Genomic DNA, 21,202 nt, shown 5'->3' on the forward strand with positions numbered 1-21,202 from the left:
AACAAGGGAAAACCTTATTTTTTAACACAATTCCTTCCTTTTTTCTTAGCCCTATATAAAGCCTTATCTGCCCCTTTCATTACTTCCTTAGGTGTTTTGTATTTATCATTTTTCTCAGCCACACCAATGCTCACGGTGACACATAGTTTTTTAGATACGATTTTTTTCTTCCCTTTAACCTTTCGTTTCTTTTTATACATATACTGTTCTTTTTCTATAGTTTCCCTTAATTCTTCTAAATGGGGAATTACCCTGTTCATGGTTTTACCTGGAAACAATATAGTAAACTCTTCTCCACCATATCTAAAGGCTCTTCCACCACCATTTACATTCTTTAAAATTGAAGCCACCATTTTTAGAACTTCGTCACCGGCATCATGACCATACTTATCATTAAACTTTTTAAAAAAGTCAATATCAATCATGGCAATTGTATACCTATTTCCTAATTTCATCAGAGATTCCATAAGGGCCCGCCTTGCAGGAATCTTTGTTAACTGGTCTGAATATGCCATAGAATATGAGGATTCTATTATTCCTATAATAAGTATTAATCCTGATAATGAAAAAAGTATATCTAAGGATAGGGGTTTGTCCTTTATAAAAAGACCACTAAAGATAGCTAAGACTACTCCTATAAATGAGCTATCCATAAGGGTAGGCTTTATAAACATCCTTATACTTAAAAGTAAAAAGGTTAAGAAAAATAATAAAATAGAAATTTGAGGCATGGGAATAATACTACCATATTCTAGGTCAATTATCTTGTGGGATATTAATGACTGAATACTATTATTACTTGGCTTAGTAATCCACCATATTAAAAATATTTGAAAGAGAATGAATCCAAAACGTATTTTTCCCCATGGAGTTAAAATACCCCTTTCCCTTAAGATAGAAAATAAAAGTATATTTATTGGAATTAAAAAAGAGATTGTATCAAAAACTTTATTAACTTCGTTATTACCGCCTAATATCAATCCATCATAGGATAAAGCTAATTGACTTAATCCAAGTATTAAACAAAGGAAAAACACCTTGCTTTTATTAAATCGGGATCCTAATATCATTCCCAATGGGAATAGAATATAGGATGTGTATTGCAAAATAACAGGCCAAGGGTTAGGTATTTTTTCCATATTAAATATTAGAATATATGTAGCTATTAATAGACTAATGGGTATACTTAAAAAAGTAAATGTTTTTGTAGTATTTCTCAATATTATAACCCCTTTTATAAAAATTTATTATATAGTTATACAATATTTATCATGTATTTATAATACCATAATAGATTTGGATTTTCACTGTGACATTATATCTAAATATATACAAGGGGATATTTAGTTAAATGTTATAAAGTGAAGAATAATCATAGTTGATAAAATATATTTACTAAAGATAATATTTAAATGGAGGGATAAATATGAAGTTAAATAGTCTACTCAAATCAGCAGATAAAAATTTGGCTGCTTCAATCAGACATAGGATTAATAATTCAGAGAAGGGAAAGCTATATGAAACTGAATCCTATATGATATATACTATTGGGGTGGACAATAAGGATGGACATATAAATGGTGTTCTTTGTTTTGACCAATGTGGAGAAGATGTTATTAGAAAAGCTGATGAATTTTTTAAACCAATTAATAGGGACTATGTATTCTGGATAAGGGATCATGGGGATAATAAATTAGAAAGAATTCTTAAAGACAAGGGTTATAAAGCAAAAAGGGAGCCGGGCTCTGCAGGAATGATTATAAAGGAAAAAATAAATGCAGTTAGTATTCCTAAAGGATTTGAAATAAAGAGGGTCACAAATTCAAAGGAGGTCAAAGACTTTGCTTTAGTGACTAAAAAATCCTTTGAGAAACCTGATATTGTTACAGAAGCAATGTTTAGCTCAGATGATATTTTAATATCTCCTAATACAAGGGCTTTTGTTATATATGAAGATAATAGGCCTGTATCGGCAGTAACCATGACACTATCACAAGAGGTTGCAGGTATCTATTGGGTGGGAACTATTGAAGAGGCTAGAGGAAAAGGTTTAGGAAGCTATATAACCCAAGTGTCTACGAATAAAGCCTTTGACTTAGGAACTAAGGCAGTTGTTTTACAGGCTTCTGAGGCTGGAGAAAGGGTATATAAAAAGCTGGGATATGAGACTATTACAAGATATAGATGGTATCCAATTGAAACATTATAAAACTTTCCCTAGGGAAAGTTTTATAATGTTTGAAGTTTAAATAAGATATTGTTTAATATTTTGTCTAAAAATGTTAAAATAATATTGCTAATTAAATTTTTACCATGGGGTTATATAGAAATATAATAAGATCATAAAAAACTAGGGGGAGATAAAAATGAATGATAATTTTATAAAGGCAGCTAATAAAAACTCACTTATTCTTTGTACTATAATGGGACTACTCACTACGTTATCTGGGCTAGGAGCTGAAGGTGTTAATGTACTCATATATGGTTTCATAGGTGTAGCTTGGGTTTCCTTGGGGTTTTCTTTTATTGAATATAAAAGAAAACCCTATAGCCATAGAATAAAATATATATTAGCAATAACCTTTATGTTGGTCCACTTTTTAACAACTATTGTAGTTAATAATCCTATAATGTTCACCTTTGGATTTCCACTTATAGCTCTATTTGCCATATATGGCGATAGGAAAATTACATTAATAGCTATTATAGCTATAGTTGCTGGAAATGGAGTAAATATATTTATTGGTAAATTAGAAGGGGAAAATTTAATAATTACAGCAGTTGTAGTAGTATTAGTTTTAATAGTACAATATGTAAATACACTAATAATAGCAAAATCAGCAAAGGAAAATAATACGTATGTAGAAGAAATAAAAAGTAATACTAAATCTAAAGAAGAAGTTATAAAATCTTTAATAAAAACTGCCGAGGAACTTGCAAATTCGGCTGAAACATATGAAGACACTGGAAAACAAGTTACAATGTCTGCAGAAGAGATTGCTAAAGTGATAGAGGAAGTTTCTAAAAGCACATCTACTCAAGCCCTAGATACAGAAAGGGGTGTAGAGGAGTCAAGGGAACTTGGCAAAGACATTGATAATATGGTTGATATTTCATCAAATCTTAATAATAGAATGAAAGATACCGAAAAACTTAAGGATAGAGGAGTAAATATAATTTCAGGGTTAATGGATAACACAAATGAAAGTAATAACTCAATAAATGATCTAAAAGCTATGATAGATAGTACAAAGGAAAGTACTGAAGAGATAAGCTCGGCAAGTGAGGTTATTATATCAATTGCAGAGCAGACAAACTTATTAGCATTAAATGCTGCAATAGAAGCTGCAAGAGCAGGGGAAGCAGGAAAGGGATTTGCAGTTGTAGCAGATGAAATTAGGAGCTTAGCGGAACAATCTGCCAGTTCAACCCAGAGAATTAATAATACTATCGACAAATTAGAAAAAAATATGAAATTAGCATCGGAAAGCATGAAAAAAACTACAGATATCATAGGAGCTCAAACTACTTCCATTACAGATACAGAAACTATATTTAGGGATCTAACAGAGTTTGTTGAAAACAATATGAAAAAAGTGAAAGAATTAAATGAAGCGGGTAAAGTAATGAATAGTAGAAAGGATAAAATAATGGATATACTTGATAACTTGTCAGCTTCAGCCCAAGAAAATGCAGCTTCAATGGAGGAAACTTCTGCATCAACAGAGGAACAATTGGCTACAATGGATGAAGTGAATAATATGAATAAGAGACTAGTTGAATTAGCTAGAGAACTTAAGGGGATAACAAAGAAATTTAGCTAGATAACTATTAGTTTACTACTATAAGATTAGAGGATGTATAAATATGAAGGATTGTAATAAAATTTATGAAAAAAGAAAAAATAAATACCTACAAATATCAAAAAAAGTTTCTAAAACTATGGGTTTAGTTAGCATTTTAAGGATTATAGCTATAGGTATTTCCATAGCTATAATCTTTTTAAGGGATAATGGAGACTATTTTTCATTTATATTAGGTTCTATATCCATTGGAATTTTTATATATTTAGTAATTTTACATAACGGGTTGAAGGTGAAATATAGATATATATGTAATCTTAAAGGGATAAACCATTTAAAGATAGAAAGGTCAAATGGAAAATGGACACAATTTAAAGACGATGGTGAAGAGTTTAAAAATGACAAGCATAGTTTTTCTGAGGACTTAGATATATTTGGTCAAGGTTCACTGTTCCAATTGATAAATAAAGGAAGAACCAGTATGGGAAGAAAAAGACTGGCCAATATACTAACCACCCCATGTGATACTAAAGAAGCTATAATTAAAAGGCAAGAAGCTATTAATGAATTATCATCTAAAAGATGGTGGCGAGATAGGCTAGAAGTAGAGGGTATGATGTCAATCGATAAGGATATTAATAAAAAAGAGTTAATAAACTGGATAAATGATAGGGATAAACTCTATTCTAATTCTTTAATAATAGCTCTAATAAATCTAATGCCTCTAATAACCATATCTTCAATAATTTTAAATCATTTTGGAAAGTTGTCTATATATATTCCATTAGCATTAATAGGAGTTCAAGGGTTATTACTTTCTATTAATATAGGGAGTAGAAATAGAAAATTTGGATTGGTATCTAAATATCAAGATAATCTTAAAGGCTATAAAATGATTTTAAAACACATTGAGAGGGGTAACTTTAAATCAGAGCATCTTAAAGAGTTAAAGGGTAGATTAAAGGACGAAAACATGTCTGCATATAATCAAATGAAAAGGTTAGAAAAAATAGTTCAAAGCACTAATAATAGAAGGAACATGCTATTTTTTCCAATCAATATAATTTTACTATGGGATTACAGATGTTTAATAAAAATAGAAAGGTTTAAGGGTCAAGGGGGATTAAAGATTGGGCAGTGGCTTGAAGTCATAGGGGAAATGGAAGCTCTATCTAGCCTAGCAACTTTAGGATATAACAATCCCAAGTGGAGTACCCCAATTATAGCAAATGAACCATCAACTATTAGGATAAAAGAAATATTCCATCCATTACTTATAGATAATCCAGTTAGTAATGACGTAACTATAAAAGAACCATCTAGAATATTATTAATAACCGGTTCAAATATGTCTGGAAAAAGCACTTTTTTAAGGACCATAGGGATAAATCTAGTTCTTGCCTATACTGGGGCTAAGGTTTGTGCCAGTACAATGGTAACTTCCATTATGAATATACAAACTTGCATGAGAACTAAAGATAATATGGAGAAGGGAGTATCCTCATTTTATGCGGAGTTAAAAAGAATAGAAAAAATAATAGTTGCATCCCAAGGAACTAAACAGGTATTTTTTCTACTTGATGAAATATTAAAGGGAACGAATTCATTTGATAGACATACAGGAGCTAAAATGATATTAAAGCAGTTATATAATAATAATGGAATGGGACTTGTATCTACCCATGATTTAGAGTTAGGAGAGTTGGAGGAAGAAACAAAGGGAAGTATAAAAAATTATCATTTTGAAGAGTATTATAATAATAATAAAATATACTTTGACTATAAACTTAAAAATGGAATTTCCAATACAAGAAATGCATTATATCTTCTTAGAATGATAGGAATAGGGGATACAAATTAAATCCAATAATTAATAAAATTTAAGTTTAATATAATATTTGTCAATCGATTATCGTATAAATATGTTAGAATATTATATATAATGACGAAAATTGACGATTAATAGATTTGGATGGTGAGTTTATGAGGTTGACAAATAAAATGCTGTTTATGATAGCTGGATATTCCTTTGTGGTGATTTTAGGACTATGTCTAGTATCAGACAATATTATTATGGATAGTTTTGAAGAATTAGAACAAAAATATTTTCTCAATGAAGGTAAGAAGACAAAGGCTGTATTTGAAAATGCTATTTCTGTACATGAGGGTTTATTGTTGGATTGGGCCCGGTGGGATGATAGTTATGAATTTATAAATGGGAATAGTGGGGATTATATAAAAAGAAATATTACACCATCTGTATTTGAATATAATGATATAGATTATATAGTTATATTAAATGAACATAATAAGGTATTAGTGGGTTACAAATATAATAAAAAGGAGAGAACACTGGGAAATGTTGATGGGGCATTAATAGAAGAGATGTCGAAATTTAAAAATATAAACGATATTATCATTTTTAGTGGCAAATCTATAGTTATATCTACAAGTGAGATTAGTGATACCAATAGGGAAAAAACACCTAAGGGATTAATTGTTTTTGGTTATGACCTTGATGAGAATAAGATAGAAGAGATTGGAAACAAATTGAATCTTAATATTACTGTAAATAATTATGTGAAAGATAAAATTAAGGATGATTTTTTTATAAATAATTTAAAAGATAGGGGTATTATTGGGTTTCAGATGCCCTATTTAAATGATAAAAGTCTTATGGAGGTTAGGGTAACAATACCCAAGGAGATAACGAAACTAGGGGAAATCACAACAAAAGATTTTTTAATATTTTTTTCGATTGCCCTATTTATACTAACCCTAATATTATTTTTAGGCATTGAAAGGATAGTGGTTTCTAGACTTTTTAAGCTGCGTCGTGTAACCCACAATATAGCCTATAGCAAAGACTTGAGTAAACGACTTAGTATTAAAGGCAACGATGAAATAGCAGCATTAAAAAATGATATTAATTATATGCTTGATAAAATTGAAACAATGAATAACGAATTAACCGAGTATGCAACAATGGATATGCTGACTGGAGTTTTAAATCGTAGAGTAGGAATAAAACTATTAAAGAAATATATTGATTTATCTAGAACTAATGATATCCCCCTAACCATAGCCTATATAGATGTTAATGGTTTAAAAGAGGTGAACGATAAACAGGGTCATAAAATGGGAGATAAACTTTTAAATGATATATCAGGTATTATTAATTCTAATATTAGAAAATCTGATAAGCTTTGTAGGTTAGGTGGAGATGAATTTCTCATTATTTTTCCAGATACAGATTATAATAGTGCTAAAGATGCTTTCAAAAGAATTGAATCTGTTGTTAATGATACTAATAAAAGGGGAGTTAAACCCTATAATATAGGATTTAGCAAGGGTATAGTTGAATATGATAAAGTTTTAGATTTAGAAGAATTTTTGGATTTAGCTGATAAATATATGTATAAAGAAAAGATGGAGATTAAAGATAGATATAGGGATAATGAATAAAGCCACCAGAACTGGTGGCTTTATTTGTAAAAATCATGTAATGCTATTGAAGTATAGAAAGATCTATTTTTTTCAATCCAGTTATTTGTTGACTTTCTAGGGTTTAAAAAGTATAGACAGTTTCCAATATTATTGTTGCCTTCTAAAGCCATTCTGGCTGCTTCAATACTTTCAGCAGAGGGGGTATCATATATTGTTCCAATAACCACAGGGGTATATTGATAACCATATTTATTATCAAATATAACTTTTTTTATTGTATTAGGGAAATCGTCATTTCTTGTTCTATTTATAATAACATTGGCAACAGCCAATTTACCGTCGAAGGGCTCACCCTGGGCTTCAGCATGGACTAGCCTAGATAACCAATATAAATCCTCACTGTCATCATTGTTTTTGTTAGTAGTTATATTAACCGAATGGTTATTTTCATTCCAATCAACATTATAATCAAATATTTCTGAAATGAAACGTAGGGGGGCATAGGTTCTATTATTATAAAGATTTATGGGGGCATCCATAGAAACAACTCTTTCGTTTACTATAGCGATATTAGAACCTATAGAGAGGTTGATCTTCTCTGTGTTATTAATCAATGTCACACTTTTGTTATTTCCATCCCAAAGGATGTCATCTATATCTAAGGCTTCAGTGACAAAGCGGACTGGAATAAAAACACGACTATTTTCTATGTAGGGATGTTCCTTTAAATTTAGTAACTTGTTATTTATTTTTATAGTTATTGGATTTGAATTGAAAATAGATTTAATTCTTATTAAATTATTTACAACCAGGCTTTCATTTAAATCTTTCAAATTATTAACATCAACATTATACTTTTCTGATATACTAAGATAAGAATCATTTGGTTTTACAGTATGCATTAAATAGGAATCTGCAAAGGTTTTATTACCAGTAAATAGTGTTAATACTAACAGTAATAAATATATTGATTTTTTCATAACATACCTCCTCGTATATATAATTTATCATGGAAAAGTAAGGCCAATCAATGTAAAAAACATGGATGTAGTAGATTATTATAACAGGTGAGGAAAATAGAATTATATAATAATATTTAAATATTTAATTATAATAATAGATAATAGAAGAAAAGGAGTTAATAATATGCCCAAAAATTTTATAAATTTAGGAATTAGTAAAAATTTAGACAGTGTACTTAAAGATAACTATATAACAGAACCCACAGCGGTTCAAAATAAAGCTATACCAGAAATACTAAAGGGAAGGGATGTTATAACCCAGGCTCAAACCGGTACTGGAAAGACACTTGCCTTTATGTTACCTATTATAGAGAAGATAAATACCAATAGATCCCAGATACAGTCATTAATTGTTACTCCAACTAGGGAACTAGCTATACAAATAACTTCTGAAGCTGAGAAGTTTACTGATACTAAAGGAATAAATATATTATCTGTATATGGTGGTAAAGATGTAAATAAACAAATTAAGAAATTAAAGAAAGACATACATATGGTAATAGGAACTCCAGGAAGACTACTTGACCATATTAGAAGGGGAACTGTGGATTTTAAAAGTGTTAAAAACCTTGTGTTAGATGAGGCAGATCAGATGTTAACCATGGGATTTTTACAAGATGTAGAAAAAATAATAAAACAAACACCTAGATCCCGCCAAACGATGTTTTTTTCAGCTACAATACCAAAGAAAGTACATTCATTAGCTAATAAATATATGAAAAATCCTATTAAAATAGATATAAAAGGGAATAACATAACTCTAGATAAGATAGAACAACTTGTTATTGAAACAACAAATAGGAATAAAGAAGCTGATCTTTTTAAAGCTATTGAAAAATATAGACCTTTTTTAGCAATAATATTTTGTCGTACCAAAAATAGAGTAAAGGATATTAATGGGGCATTAAAAAGACGTGGATATGATTCAGAGGAGCTCCATGGCGATCTTAGTCAAAGAAAAAGGGAAAGAATAATGAAGATATTTAGAAAGGCTAAAGTACAATTTTTAGTGGCTACAGATGTGGCCTCTAGAGGCTTAGATGTGGATAATATAACCCATGTGTTTAATTATGATATTCCGGAAGAGCCAGAGAGTTATATTCATCGTATAGGACGTACAGCCAGAGCTGGAGAAGAAGGGGTTTCTATTACATTTGCAACATCTAGGGATAGGGATAGTTTATCACTAATAGAAAGGTCAATAAAAATGGATATGAAGAAGATTAAATTATAGAAGTTTTTGTTACTAGATGGGGAATTAGAGTCCCCCCATCTAATATAAAATATTGTTTATTTCCCCTAAAATTTTATGTTTATCTCTAGGTAATAAACCAGTTAAGGGTAGTTGATTTGATATATGGGTACTACTAAATATACAAGGATTATCTAAATTAAGGTTTTCAACTAATTCCTTTAATTCAGATAAGGTTTCCATAGGAGAGAGGGGTTTAAATTTTCCCCAGGCTACATCATTTGCCATAGGGGTCTTTGGTGGAACAACAAGGGTTAAAACCCCTAGGGCAGATGGATTAATATCACTTATTAATTTTCCAGTATTTATTGCATTTTCCCTGCTTCTAGTTTTTCCTCCTAGACCAATGATAACCATCGTAGTAAGCTTAATATTAGCATTAAGGACTTTTTTACTGGCATTTAAAATTTCTAATGAAGTAGTTTTTTTATTTACATCAGCTAGTATTCTGTCATCACCACTTTCTACTCCTAAATAGATCATCTTAAGGCCTAATTTATTTAACTGTATTAAATCATCAGTAGTTTTTTTATTTATATTTTGAGTACTAGCATAACAGCTTATATATGATAAATTTGGAAATGTGTCATTTAAAATGCTAATAATCTTAATAAGTTTATCTGTACTTAAAACAAGGGCATCACCATCGGCTAGAAAAACCTTTCTTATATGTTCTTTATATTCCTTTGCCCTATTTATTTGTGCAATAATTTCATCCATTGGTCTTATGCGAAAGTTAACATCTTTATACATACTGCAAAAGGTACATTCATTATGGGAACATCCTATTGTGACCCTTAGTATAAAACTATCGGCTTCACTAGGTGGTCTATAAACATTGCCTTCTCCATTATCAAAATACACATGATCACCTCATTTATTGATTGTTCTAGAATTTATAATATCCCAGTTGACTTTGTGTTTTTAATGTTAACATAAAATATAAGGGGTTACTATGATTACAGTGCATAAAAACCCTTATTTAACTTGTGCCAGTAGCACTAAAGAAAAAGTATCAGAATATTTTACCATAATAACGGCCATCGGATTTTATAATATATTTGGTAAGTTTGCAGCAATTATGGGTCCATCATTATTAGCCTTAGTAACACAAATCACAGGAAAGTCAAATTATGGTGTACTTAGCATAATAGTTTTATTTATTATTGGAGGAATAATATTAACAAGGGTACCAGATGAAAGTAATTAATAGACAATGAATGGACAATTGACAGGGGACAATTAAGGTACAAATGGGGTAAGGCCATTTGTAATATAATATTTTATTAACATAGTGGGTAAAACCACCTTCAATTGTCAATTGTCCATTCTCAACTGTCAATTCAAATAAGTAGAGGGGAATTCATTTCCCAGCAAGAAAGGCTTGGGAACCCAAGCCTCTTTATCTTTTAATTTATAATTTATAATTTAAAATCTACAATTGTTTTATTCAATGTATTTAACAGCTCCAAGATTTCCAGTTAAATAGGCCAGCCTTCTTATTTTGCTATTTATATAATCTTTATCAAGGGGTTCTAATACATCGGACTTAAAACCTCCTATTATATATCCACTAAAGTCCCAGACTTTGTCTTTAAGGGGCTTTTTATTTTCTTGGGCAATTAATATAAGGGCATCTAACATTGAACTCATAACCGATACATCACTGGAACTATAGTGTCTAAGCTGATAAAAGGTCTTATACAACAACTGATTAAAGGATTTATCTTCAAAGATAAGCCTAAGTCTACCGTCTTCACCATAATAATATGTATTCTCTAGATTAGCTCCCCCTATTTTAGTTAGTATCATTCCTAGCTTATAAATACATTTAATAGCGGTGTTAGGATCATTTATTCCGGGGGATAGAGCCTTTAAAGCCACCTCTACTATTTTTTGGAGTCCAAATTCTATGTCCCATAGCATATTTCGCTGACTTCCTAAGGTAATATATTTCAAAAATTCCTTTTCATCAATATTTCCTTTGTTATTCCATATAGATATAATATTACTATTTGTTGTTACATAATCTCCAACCATCTTTTCAACCCTTATTAAAACATTTTTATTTATGGCTAGATTTAGTAGTCCTATGTCGTCGATTAGCTGGATATATCCAACCTTTTCTGAAAATATGGCTATCCGTTTATTTTCATTAAGTTTATCAATGTTTTTAGGGGGCTCACTCTGTATTCTATCGTCGGAATTATTAGAGGTTTCTATTTTCTTTACCAATTTCAATATATCTTCACCAAGCCTATCTATTAATCTATTTACTTGAATTGAAATGGAGATATGATGTATAAAATATACAAAAAAGCTTAAGCAAATAATGGCTATTATTACACTTATTCCTGATGACAGAACTAACTTATCATTATCATTATTTTTGATAAATGATAAACCCAGTATACAATATATAAATCCCCCCATAAAAATTCCTAAAAATCTTAATGTTGTTCTGTCGTTTATAAAGTCTTCCAGTGTTCTTGGGGAAAACTGAGAGGAATATGTAGTTAAAACAACCATTATTGTGGAAAAAGTTATTGTCATCATGGTTAATAGAGCAGCTGCCAATGTTGATAATATCGTTTCCGCTAAATCTACCCTAGTCATAAGAAGGCTAGGAATCACTCCCTGAAAATTATATATATACTTATTATCTATGATTATTGATATGGCTGCTAAAATTGATGATAATAAACTATAATATCCTGGAACAAACCATATTTTGTTTTTTAATTTAAATATAAGTTTTTTGAACATAATAACCACCTACCATTTATGAAGCTTAATATATTTATTTTTACTATATTTTCATATATTTACTCATAAATCTATTGTAAAATTGTTCATAATTACAAAACTTGTACAATAAAATAATAATATGGTAAAATAATACTATGTTTAAATAATTTAAAGGGGGAAGATTATGAAAAGGATAGTAGCTATATTATTATCAATAATAATGATATTGTCATTAGCCGCTTGTGGAGGTAGTAAAGATACTTTATCAGAGGAAGAGAAAAAAGAGTTAGGTTATAAGAAGTATCAAGATTTAGGATTAGAGTTTAAAATGGGGGATGTTTGGGATAATGCCGATGATAATTTAACATTAGGGGGACTAGGAGATCCAGAAAATGAAAAAGAGCCAATATATGGAGGCCTCGATTATGGATTTATTTCAAATGAGCTTATTAATGAGTATAATGACATAAAAGAAAATGTTAAAGACGAAGATGAAAGAAGGAAGAAACTAACAGAGGTTTTCTCTAAAGTTAAGGATTTATTTAGTTATGTAATTATTAGAGAGGATAAATTGCCCGATGATGAGAAACTATCAGACCTTACAGGTAAAAGGCACAATGAAAAAATTGATACCATAGATGGGTTAGTATTTTATTTTTCCTATGATGAATATGATGACGAAGGATTATCTGAAGAGGCAAAAAAAATGTATAAATCCCTATACGATGATTTAGAAAATGTAAGAAAGTCAACTATAGCTTCTAAACCAATTACAGCCCAAGATGCAATAACTGGATTAAAAAATCTTGACTTTAAAGTGAAAGACCTAGATGGAAATGAAGTAAGCAGTGATATTTTTAAAGATAATAAGTTAACAATGGTAAATATTTGGGGAACATTCTGTGGACCCTGTATAAAAGAGATGCCAGATCTAGAGGCTTTACATCAAGGGTTAGGAAGTAAAGGGGTTAAGATATTAGGTATTATAGGAGATATCCCTGTAGGAGATGATGAAGAAACAGTTAAAAGAATAGAAGAGCTTAAAGCTACGGCTAACAAAATAATTGAAACTAAGAAGGTGACATTTACCAATCTAATTCCCGATGAATACATAAGAACCAATTTAGTAAAATCAATAGCAGGTTTTCCAACCTCATTCTTCGTTGATGGGGATGGAAAAATAGTAGGAAAAGTAATTACAGGCTCTAGAAGTAAAGAAGAATATGAAGAAATTATTATGGAAACATTAGAGAGTATTGAAAAATAAATATTATTTACAGTGTATTGCAAAGTTACTTATTATAATTGAGAATGGACAATTGACAGTGGACAATTAAGGTATAAATGGGACAAAGCCCATTTAAAATATAATATTTTACGAACATAGTGAGTAAAATCACCTTCAATTGTCCATTCTCAACTGTCAATTGAAATAAGTAGAGGGGGATTGGATGAAAGGTAGATTATTAAGATACGGTATATCCATTTGTAGTATAGGTTTGATAGTTGTAGGTATCACTAGAGGAGAAGGGGAAACGGTTTTAAAAAAAGCTGTTAATATATGTTTGGAGTGTATAGGTATTGGTTAGTAAAAGACATTTAGTTCAGCTGATAGCTACGCTTACTACAAATGGATATATAAAAGGTTTTTTTAATGGTAAGATATACAAAGGAGTTTCCAAGAAATTTTGTGTTCCAGGGCTAAATTGTTATTCTTGTCCTGGAGCTTTGGGCTCATGTCCCATAGGCTCAATTCAAGCTGTTATAGGTAGCATGAAATATAATTTTTCCCTTTATGTATTAGGTTTTATGTCTTTAGTTGGGGTAATATTTGGAAGGTTTATCTGTGGGTGGCTTTGTCCCTTTGGATTTATTCAAGACTTAATTCATAAGGTACCACTTAAAAAAGTTAAGGTTCCTACAAAGATAAATAATATATTAAAATACTTAAAATATGTGATATTATTTACCTTTGTATTATTATTACCCTTTATTTTTCAAGATGATCTGGGAATGAGTGATCCCTTCTTTTGTAAATATATATGTCCCGCTGGAACCCTTGAGGGGGGAGTTCCATTGATACTTTTAAATGAGACATTAAAAGATGGTTTGGGATTTTTGTTTACATGGAAACTATCTATATTAATAATAATAGTAGTTTCATCAATTTTTATATATAGGGTCTTTTGTAGGTATTTATGTCCATTAGGAGCATTTTATTCATTTTTTAATAAAGTAAGCTTCTACAGACTGCAGTTAGATAAAGAATTTTGTAATGACTGTGGAGTATGTTTAAATACTTGTAAAGTAGATATAAAGGTTAATGAAAACCCAAATAGTGGGGAATGTATAAGGTGTGGAGATTGTGTTAAAGCTTGTCCTAGTAAGGCCCTTAAAAAAGGAATAGTAACTAAAAATAAACTTAAGGAACTGGCTTAGGTCAGAGTACAGACAAAGGAAGCAAAAACGGGAGCTATCCCATTTCTGCTTCCTTTACTTGTCTAAATATCTATATGTAGGTCCTGAATATATTCAGGACAATCTTAGGGCCATACAGTAGGGTATAATAATAAAATTTAGTTGCTGGGGGATTCGTAATCCCACAGTCTATTGAAAAATACACTATTTAACATAATAGGGCTTCAATATATTGAAGTTCTACATATATTTATGGGTTTACCCCCTGCACTCTGCACAGAACAAAGAAGCGACAAAGTCGTCTTTGTTCTTTAATTAAATCCTACAAAAGTATATAATCTAATAAAGGAAGTAAAATATATAACAATAAAGTCAGTTATTTTGAAAGGATGTTTTGATGAAGAAATCAATAGTTTTAGCTGAAAAGCCTTCAGTGGGAAGGGATTTGGCTAGAGTACTAAAATGTAATAGAAAAAACAATGGATATATAGAAGGACAAAAGTATATAGTCACATGGGGACTGGGTCATTTAGTTACTTTAGCGGAACCTGAAAAATATAATCAAAAATATAAATCTTGGAATCTAGAAGATTTACCAATGTTACCTTCTAATATGAAACTAGAGGTTATAAAGAGAAGTAAAAAACAATTTTATACAGTTAAAAATTTAATGAAGAGAAAAGATATAAAAGAAATTATAATAGCCACAGATGCAGGGCGAGAAGGAGAATTGGTTGCAAGGTGGATAATAGAAAAGGCAAATGTGAAAAGGCCAATAAAAAGACTTTGGATTTCATCTGTAACAGATAAGGCCATAAGGGATGGATTTAAAAAATTAAAAGATGGTAGGGAATATGAAAATCTATACCATTCAGCGGTTGCCAGGGCTGAAGCAGACTGGATAGTTGGTATAAATGCTACTAGGGCTTTAACATGTAAATATAATGCCCAGCTTTCCTGTGGTAGGGTTCAAAGTCCCACATTATCTATGATTTATAAGAGGGAAGAGGAAATTAAGAATTTTAAACCCAAGGCCTTTTATGGCATAAAGTTAAAGGGAGACGGACTACAGCTTACTTGGCAGGACAGTGGAACTAGGGACACTAAAACATTTAATAAAGAAAAAAGGGATAGAATAGTATCTAAGATAAAAGATAAAAAAGGGGAAATTCTAGCTATAAATAAATCCCGTAAAAAAAGCTATTCCCCAAAGCTTTATGATTTAACAGAACTACAAAGAGATGCTAACAGGATATTTGATTTTTCGGCCAAAGAAACCCTATCTATTATGCAAAATCTATATGAAAGACATAAGATTTTAACCTATCCAAGAACTGATTCAAGATATATTACAACGGATATGGTTGATACATTAAAGGATAGGGTAAAGGCATGTGGACTTAAAGGGTATAGAAGTATTACTGGAGAAATTCTTAAGGGGAAAATAAAAGCCAATAAATCCTTTGTTGATAATAATAAGGTTTCAGACCATCATGCTATTATACCAACAGAGGAAACTGTAATATTATCGGATTTAAGCAATAAGGAAAGAAAAATATATGATCTTGTTATTAAAAGGTTTTTATCAGTATTATATAAACCTTTTGAATATGAAAAGATTACACTAAAAGCTAAAATAGAAGATGAAATATTTATATCCAGTGGAAAAAGGGTTTTATCTAAGGGATGGAAAGAATTATATGATAATAAAGATACAGATAGTGATGTGGATAGTAAAGTTTTTACTCTTAAAAAAGGTGACATCATATCTATATCAAATATAGAAAGTACTAAAGGAGAGACTAATCCTCCAGAACCCTTTAATGAAGGAACCTTACTTTCAGCTATGGAAAATCCTACAAGATATATGAAAAGTAACGATAAAAGTTTAGTTAAAACCATTGGAAATACCGGTGGCCTTGGAACCGTAGCAACCAGGGCAGATATTATAGAGAAACTATTTAAAAGCTTTTTAATAGAGAAAAAGGGTAAAAAAATATATATAACTTCTAAAGGGAAACAGCTTTTAGACTTAGTACCAGAGGGTTTAAAGTCCCCAGAGTTAACTGCTAAGTGGGAACAGAAACTATCAGATATATCAAAGGGTAAGCTTAATAAAAACTCATTTGTAAATGAAATGACAAAGTATGCCAAGGAAGTTGTAGGGGATATTAAAAAAAGTGATAGAAAGTTTAAACATGATAATTTAACTAGAAATAAATGCCCTGAGTGTGGGAAATTTATGCTAAAGATAAAAAATAATAAGGGGACAATGCTTATCTGTCAGGATAGGGAATGTGGATACAGAAAGGGAATAGCAAAGAAGACCAATGCCAGATGTCCCAACTGTCATAAGAAAATGGAGCTTAGAGGTGAAGGGGAAGGAAAAATATTTGCATGTAAATGTGGCCATAGGGAAAAACTTTCTTCATTTGAAAAGAGAAAGAAAAAGCAAAAAAATAAAATGTCTAAAAAAGAAGCAAGAAAATATCTTAAAAAGCAAGATGATAAACCTATAAACTCAGCACTGGCAGATGCCCTAGCTAATATTAAAATAGATTAAAAATAAGTACAGGGATTCAATATATTGAATCCCTGTATATGTTTATGGACTCACCAATTCTCTGCTCTCTGCACCTTGCATCCTGCACAGAACAAAGAAGCACCAAAGGTGATCTTGTTCTTCGGAGGTAAAAAATTTAATACAGTACCTTGCGTTAAAAGGTACTGTATGTTATTATATATATAACGATAAATAATACTATAAAAAAGGAATGAGATATTATGAATATACAATTTAAAAAAGGGGTTTTAGAGCTATGTGTACTATCGATATTAAATGAGAAAGAATGTTATGGATATGAGCTAATTAATGAACTATCCAATGCTATTTCTATTTCTGAAGGAACTATTTATCCCTTGCTTAGAAGACTAAAAAAAGGGGGATATGTTACTACTTACTTACAAGAATCCCAAGAGGGACCACCCAGAAAATATTATAAATTAACTGAATTGGGAAAAGAAACTAAAAAGGAATTACAAGAGGAGTGGTATACCTTTACTAAGGGAGTAAATGAATTGTTGAGAGGGGGAGAGCAGAATGAATAAAGAAAAATTTCTACAAAGTTTATCTAAAGAGTTAAAGGATATATCAAAGGAAGAACGGGAAGATGTCTTATTCGATTATCGAGAACATTTTGATATTGGGCTAAAGGATGGAAGAAGTGAAGAGGAAATATCAAAATCCTTGGGAAATCCTAAAAAGATAGCTAAACAGATAAAAGTAAGTAGTATATTAGAGGAAGCTAGTAATAATACTTCCACAAGAAATATTTTTAAAGCTATTTTAGCTGTAATGGGACTAAGTCTTTTAAATCTGATGATTGTAGGGCCACTACTTTTATCATTTGGAGCAGTAATCTTAGCCCTTATTGCATCATCAGTAGCAGTAGTATTAGCTGGAGGATTAGCTATTATTAGTACCATTTTAGAACCGATACTTAAGAACATAGTTTCTATGAGTGTAAATCCCTTTATAGGGATAGTTGGTGGGGTAGGAACTACAGCCTTAGGCATTTTGTCCACCATAGGTAGCATATATTTAGCTAAATGGTTTTTTAAGGGTACAGTTAAGTATTTAAATACAAACTTAGATATTATCAGTAATAGGAGGGGAAAAAGTGAATAAAAACATAAACGTTAAAAAGATTGTATTGATATTAACAGCAATAGTAGGAATATCCTTTTTATTATTGGGAGCATATTTTTTATTAGCATTTAATGATGTTATAGACATAGGAATGGAAACCCATAATATCGATGAAGAAAAAATATTTGATATAGAGAACATAGATGAAATATATATAGATACAACAAGTACAGATATAAATGTTATATCTACAAATGAAAGCGAGGTTAAAGCTCATTTTTATGGAACTGTTAAAGGAGGGTATACATCCTTAATACCTAAGTTAGTAGCAGAAGAAAAGGGAAGTAATATAAATATAGATATAAATAGAAAGAATGTTATAAATATAGGATTTGGTTTTGTTAGTGGTGATGTTAAATTAGATGTTTATATACCTGAAAAATATGAAGAGGACTTAAAAATAAATACAACATCAGGAGATATAGAAATATCTAGGATAAAGGTAAATAACTTCTACTTAGACTCAACATCGGGAGATATATCAGGTATAGAAATGGAAACAGTGAAATCAACAATAGACACCACATCTGGAGAAGTGGATTTAGAGGAATATATTGGAGATTTAAATCTAGAATCCATATCTGGAGATATAAATATTGAATATAAAAAGTTTAATAACGATATGAAAATCGAGACTACTTCAGGAAATGTGGAGCTACTTCTTCCAAAGGATTCTAAATTTAATTTTGCTATAGATACCACATCTGGAGAAATAGAGACAGATATACCGGTTACACTAAAGGGAGATATAGATGATGATCACTTAGAAGGTCAAGTGGGAGATAGTGATAATGATATAAATATAGATGCTACATCGGGGGACGTGGAGGTTAATTATAATTAGGGTACTTTATTAAAAGAAAAGGGACTGTAAATAGTTGTGTGTAAATCACCAATTCCCTGCTCTCTGCACATTGCACTCTGCACAGAACAAAGAAGCGCCAACGGCGCCTTTGTTCTAAACTAACTTATGCATTTTCCAATAGAAGATTCAGCTAAAATAGGCTTAGCAAAATATACTGTACTAACATTATTTCCCCTGTCATTATCAAACTTATGAATAAGCTTATATCCAAATCTATTAAGAAGTTTTAACTGGGGAGTATTAGCTGACCAAGTTCTTCTTACGATATAGGGAAGAACCAAGTTTTGGGGAAGTTGCTCCTCGATAAAAGTATTAAACATTGTAGCTATCCTTAGACCTCGATAATCTGGATGCACACAGGCTATTTTAATATAGTTGCAAGGTGTGTAATCAGATATTAAATCTTCATAGTAGTTATGAAAAAACACTGAAAAACCTACTACCTTATCCTCAACAAGGGCTAAGACATATCTGGCATTGGGAGAAAATAGACTTTCAAAATACTTAATAGGACCGTTCTTACTATTTTCTCTAGAGGAAAGGGTAGGGAAAAAATCCTTATCACATAAAGAGATCAAATCCCACATTTGTGATTTAAAAGTTAAAATGTCTTTGTTGTTATCGAAAAAACTTAATCTTATCATGTTCACCTCGTAATAATTATAGATTTTTTTTGTTGTAAAAAATTAACAAACCTCTTCCGTGACATCCCTCCTAAAACAGTCTAAGAATATAGAATAATTATACAGTACAACAAAGTAAAATACAATAACTAAAAGCTATTTTTTTATAAACAAATTCTATTAAATTTATATGTTTTTCTATGCAAAATAAGACATCTTTAGCCATATTATTTCAAAATATGATAAGATATAAATGGGGTTATCATAAAAATAATATTTTAGATTTGGAGGTACAAATGACATTAAGTAGTTTTTTAAAATTAGTAGAGATACAAACAAAGGTAGCAAGTATAATTCCATTCACACTGGGAACTGTTTACTCTCTTTATAGATTTAATAAATTTAACTTAGGGAATTTTATTATAATGCTTATATCCCTAGTATCTATTGACATGTCAACAACAGCTATAAACAATTATATGGATTATAAAAAGGCAGAAAAAACCCATGGATATAATTATGAAAGTCATAATGCAGTGGTAAAATATAGATTGCCGGAAAAAGTAGTTGTTTCTACAATAATTATTTTATTAATGGTTGCCATGTTACTAGGTATATTATTGTTTATAAATACAAATATTTTAGTACTAATAATAGGGGGTATATCCTTTGCGGTTGGTATACTATACTCCTTTGGACCAGTTCCTATATCAAGGACACCCTTTGGAGAAATATTTTCTGGATTTTTTATGGGCTTTGTAATAGTATTTTTATCAGTTTATATACATGTATATGATAGTAATATAGTTAATTTAGCCTATCTATGGGGATTTGTTAACCTTAGTATAGATATTAAGGAAGTTGTGTATATTCTCTTGATTTCAGTGCCAACGGTATTGGGTATATCAAATATTATGCTTGCCAATAATCTCTGTGATATTGAAGATGATATTTTAAATAATAGATACACATTGCCAGTATATATAGGAAAAGATAAGGGGCTATTGGTATTTAAGATATTATATTATATAATATTTATCATTATTTTGACTCTAATAGTACTAAGGGTTATACCAATAATTTCATTAATATCCCTGTTGACCTTCATACCGGTTAATAAAAATATCAAAAGTTTTTATCAAAAACAGACAAAAAAAGATACCTTTATCTTAGCAGTTAAAAACTTTATAATAATAAATATAATCTATATAATTACAATAACTATTGCTATTATATTTAAATAAAATTAAAATAAGTCGATATGTCCATGACCTTAGTCTGCCTTTCAAGTATGTCTAAACAAAGTAATCGGAAA

At 30.3% G+C, this 21,202-nt stretch carries 19 protein-coding genes; 14 read left to right on the forward strand and 5 right to left on the reverse strand.

What is annotated here, in order from left to right; translation table 11 throughout:
- Positions 1 to 14: 14 nt before the first annotated feature.
- Positions 15 to 1,220, reverse strand: a complete 1,206-nt coding sequence (locus V6137_RS08130; protein WP_425447410.1) for a GGDEF domain-containing protein — start codon at positions 1,218 to 1,220, stop codon at positions 15 to 17.
- A gap of 206 nt (positions 1,221 to 1,426) precedes the next feature.
- On the opposite strand from V6137_RS08130, the gene V6137_RS08135 reads away from it, so the two are divergent.
- The 4 genes from V6137_RS08135 (at position 1,427) to V6137_RS08150 (ending at position 7,268) form a co-directional block, all read left to right on the forward strand.
- Complete coding sequence (locus V6137_RS08135; protein WP_425447411.1) at positions 1,427 to 2,209, forward strand: GNAT family N-acetyltransferase; 783 nt, start codon at positions 1,427 to 1,429, stop codon at positions 2,207 to 2,209.
- A gap of 157 nt (positions 2,210 to 2,366) precedes the next feature.
- Positions 2,367 to 3,824, forward strand: a complete 1,458-nt coding sequence (locus tag V6137_RS08140) for a methyl-accepting chemotaxis protein (RefSeq protein ID WP_425447412.1) — start codon at positions 2,367 to 2,369, stop codon at positions 3,822 to 3,824.
- 43 nt (positions 3,825 to 3,867) lie between these two features.
- Positions 3,868 to 5,664, forward strand: coding sequence for a MutS-related protein (locus V6137_RS08145; protein WP_425447413.1), 1,797 nt, complete (start codon positions 3,868 to 3,870; stop codon positions 5,662 to 5,664).
- Positions 5,665 to 5,786: 122 nt separating this feature from the next.
- Entirely contained in the window at positions 5,787 to 7,268 is a 1,482-nt protein-coding gene (locus V6137_RS08150; protein WP_425447414.1) for a sensor domain-containing diguanylate cyclase, read from the forward strand.
- 20 nt (positions 7,269 to 7,288) lie between these two features.
- Here V6137_RS08150 and V6137_RS08155 read toward each other — a convergent pair whose 3' ends face one another.
- On the reverse strand, positions 7,289 to 8,230 hold the full coding sequence (locus V6137_RS08155) for a stalk domain-containing protein (RefSeq protein ID WP_425447415.1): 942 nt from the start codon (positions 8,228 to 8,230) through the stop codon (positions 7,289 to 7,291).
- 166 nt (positions 8,231 to 8,396) lie between these two features.
- Here V6137_RS08155 and V6137_RS08160 point away from each other — a divergent pair, with 166 nt between their 5' ends.
- A complete protein-coding gene (locus V6137_RS08160) occupies positions 8,397 to 9,506 on the forward strand; it encodes a DEAD/DEAH box helicase (protein WP_425447416.1) in 1,110 nt (369 codons plus the stop codon).
- A gap of 39 nt (positions 9,507 to 9,545) precedes the next feature.
- On the opposite strand, the gene V6137_RS08165 is transcribed toward V6137_RS08160, so the two are convergent.
- Positions 9,546 to 10,388 carry a radical SAM protein gene (locus V6137_RS08165; protein ID WP_425447417.1) on the reverse strand — a complete coding sequence of 281 codons (843 nt, stop codon included), beginning with the start codon at positions 10,386 to 10,388 and terminating at the stop codon, positions 9,546 to 9,548.
- Positions 10,389 to 10,479: 91 nt separating this feature from the next.
- On the opposite strand from V6137_RS08165, the gene V6137_RS08170 reads away from it, so the two are divergent.
- A complete protein-coding gene (locus V6137_RS08170; RefSeq protein WP_425447418.1) occupies positions 10,480 to 10,734 on the forward strand; it encodes a hypothetical protein in 255 nt (84 codons plus the stop codon).
- A 236-nt stretch (positions 10,735 to 10,970) separates the two neighbouring features.
- Here V6137_RS08170 and V6137_RS08175 read toward each other — a convergent pair whose 3' ends face one another.
- The gene (locus tag V6137_RS08175; RefSeq protein ID WP_425447419.1) at positions 10,971 to 12,290 is read right to left on the reverse strand and encodes a DUF2254 domain-containing protein; all 1,320 of its coding nucleotides are present in this window, start codon (positions 12,288 to 12,290) and stop codon (positions 10,971 to 10,973) included.
- 166 nt (positions 12,291 to 12,456) lie between these two features.
- Here V6137_RS08175 and V6137_RS08180 point away from each other — a divergent pair, with 166 nt between their 5' ends.
- The 7 genes from V6137_RS08180 (at position 12,457) to V6137_RS08210 (ending at position 19,243) form a co-directional block, all read left to right on the forward strand.
- A complete protein-coding gene (locus V6137_RS08180) occupies positions 12,457 to 13,539 on the forward strand; it encodes a TlpA family protein disulfide reductase (RefSeq protein WP_425447420.1) in 1,083 nt (360 codons plus the stop codon).
- A gap of 184 nt (positions 13,540 to 13,723) precedes the next feature.
- Complete coding sequence (locus V6137_RS08185; RefSeq protein WP_425447421.1) at positions 13,724 to 13,861, forward strand: CD1871A family CXXC motif-containing protein; 138 nt, start codon at positions 13,724 to 13,726, stop codon at positions 13,859 to 13,861.
- On the forward strand, positions 13,854 to 14,711 hold the full coding sequence (locus V6137_RS08190) for a 4Fe-4S binding protein (RefSeq protein WP_425447422.1): 858 nt from the start codon (positions 13,854 to 13,856) through the stop codon (positions 14,709 to 14,711). The genes V6137_RS08185 and V6137_RS08190 overlap by 8 nt, the downstream gene beginning before the upstream one ends.
- 376 nt (positions 14,712 to 15,087) lie before the next feature.
- A complete protein-coding gene (locus V6137_RS08195; protein ID WP_425447423.1) occupies positions 15,088 to 17,253 on the forward strand; it encodes a DNA topoisomerase III in 2,166 nt (721 codons plus the stop codon).
- 221 nt (positions 17,254 to 17,474) lie between these two features.
- Positions 17,475 to 17,798, forward strand: a complete 324-nt coding sequence (locus tag V6137_RS08200; RefSeq protein WP_425447424.1) for a PadR family transcriptional regulator — start codon at positions 17,475 to 17,477, stop codon at positions 17,796 to 17,798.
- A complete protein-coding gene (locus V6137_RS08205) occupies positions 17,791 to 18,378 on the forward strand; it encodes an HAAS signaling domain-containing protein (RefSeq protein ID WP_425447425.1) in 588 nt (195 codons plus the stop codon). The genes V6137_RS08200 and V6137_RS08205 overlap by 8 nt, the downstream gene beginning before the upstream one ends.
- A complete protein-coding gene (locus V6137_RS08210) occupies positions 18,371 to 19,243 on the forward strand; it encodes a DUF4097 family beta strand repeat-containing protein (RefSeq protein WP_425447426.1) in 873 nt (290 codons plus the stop codon). The genes V6137_RS08205 and V6137_RS08210 overlap by 8 nt, the downstream gene beginning before the upstream one ends.
- 119 nt (positions 19,244 to 19,362) lie before the next feature.
- On the opposite strand, the gene V6137_RS08215 is transcribed toward V6137_RS08210, so the two are convergent.
- Positions 19,363 to 19,908: a GNAT family N-acetyltransferase gene (locus V6137_RS08215; protein WP_425447427.1), complete on the reverse strand. Its 546-nt coding sequence runs from the start codon at positions 19,906 to 19,908 to the stop codon at positions 19,363 to 19,365.
- Between the two features lie 275 nt (positions 19,909 to 20,183).
- Between V6137_RS08215 and menA the strand changes: the two genes are divergently transcribed.
- The gene (menA, locus tag V6137_RS08220; RefSeq protein WP_425447428.1) at positions 20,184 to 21,131 is read left to right on the forward strand and encodes a 1,4-dihydroxy-2-naphthoate polyprenyltransferase; all 948 of its coding nucleotides are present in this window, start codon (positions 20,184 to 20,186) and stop codon (positions 21,129 to 21,131) included.
- The last annotated feature ends 71 nt before the right edge of the window (positions 21,132 to 21,202 follow it).

It is taken from the genome of Dethiothermospora halolimnae (assembly GCF_037577855.1).
Taxonomy (GTDB): domain Bacteria; phylum Bacillota; class Clostridia; order Tissierellales; family VENL01; genus Dethiothermospora; species Dethiothermospora halolimnae.

Excerpts from the sequence above, each read along its gene's own strand:
- V6137_RS08135 (WP_425447411.1), top strand. The coding sequence starts at position 1,427 with ATGAAGTTAAATAGTCTACTCAAATCAGCAGATAAAAATTTGGCTGCT.
- V6137_RS08140 (WP_425447412.1), top strand. The coding sequence starts at position 2,367 with ATGAATGATAATTTTATAAAGGCAGCTAATAAAAACTCACTTATTCTT.
- V6137_RS08145 (WP_425447413.1), top strand. The coding sequence starts at position 3,868 with ATGAAGGATTGTAATAAAATTTATGAAAAAAGAAAAAATAAATACCTA.
- V6137_RS08150 (WP_425447414.1), top strand. The coding sequence starts at position 5,787 with ATGAGGTTGACAAATAAAATGCTGTTTATGATAGCTGGATATTCCTTT.
- V6137_RS08155 (WP_425447415.1), bottom strand. The coding sequence starts at position 8,230 with ATGAAAAAATCAATATATTTATTACTGTTAGTATTAACACTATTTACT.
- V6137_RS08160 (WP_425447416.1), top strand. The coding sequence starts at position 8,397 with ATGCCCAAAAATTTTATAAATTTAGGAATTAGTAAAAATTTAGACAGT.
- V6137_RS08170 (WP_425447418.1), top strand. The coding sequence starts at position 10,480 with ATGATTACAGTGCATAAAAACCCTTATTTAACTTGTGCCAGTAGCACT.
- V6137_RS08175 (WP_425447419.1), bottom strand. The coding sequence starts at position 12,290 with ATGTTCAAAAAACTTATATTTAAATTAAAAAACAAAATATGGTTTGTT.
- V6137_RS08180 (WP_425447420.1), top strand. The coding sequence starts at position 12,457 with ATGAAAAGGATAGTAGCTATATTATTATCAATAATAATGATATTGTCA.
- V6137_RS08185 (WP_425447421.1), top strand. The coding sequence starts at position 13,724 with ATGAAAGGTAGATTATTAAGATACGGTATATCCATTTGTAGTATAGGT.
- V6137_RS08195 (WP_425447423.1), top strand. The coding sequence starts at position 15,088 with ATGAAGAAATCAATAGTTTTAGCTGAAAAGCCTTCAGTGGGAAGGGAT.
- V6137_RS08200 (WP_425447424.1), top strand. The coding sequence starts at position 17,475 with ATGAATATACAATTTAAAAAAGGGGTTTTAGAGCTATGTGTACTATCG.
- V6137_RS08205 (WP_425447425.1), top strand. The coding sequence starts at position 17,791 with ATGAATAAAGAAAAATTTCTACAAAGTTTATCTAAAGAGTTAAAGGAT.
- V6137_RS08215 (WP_425447427.1), bottom strand. The coding sequence starts at position 19,908 with ATGATAAGATTAAGTTTTTTCGATAACAACAAAGACATTTTAACTTTT.
- menA (WP_425447428.1), top strand. The coding sequence starts at position 20,184 with ATGACATTAAGTAGTTTTTTAAAATTAGTAGAGATACAAACAAAGGTA.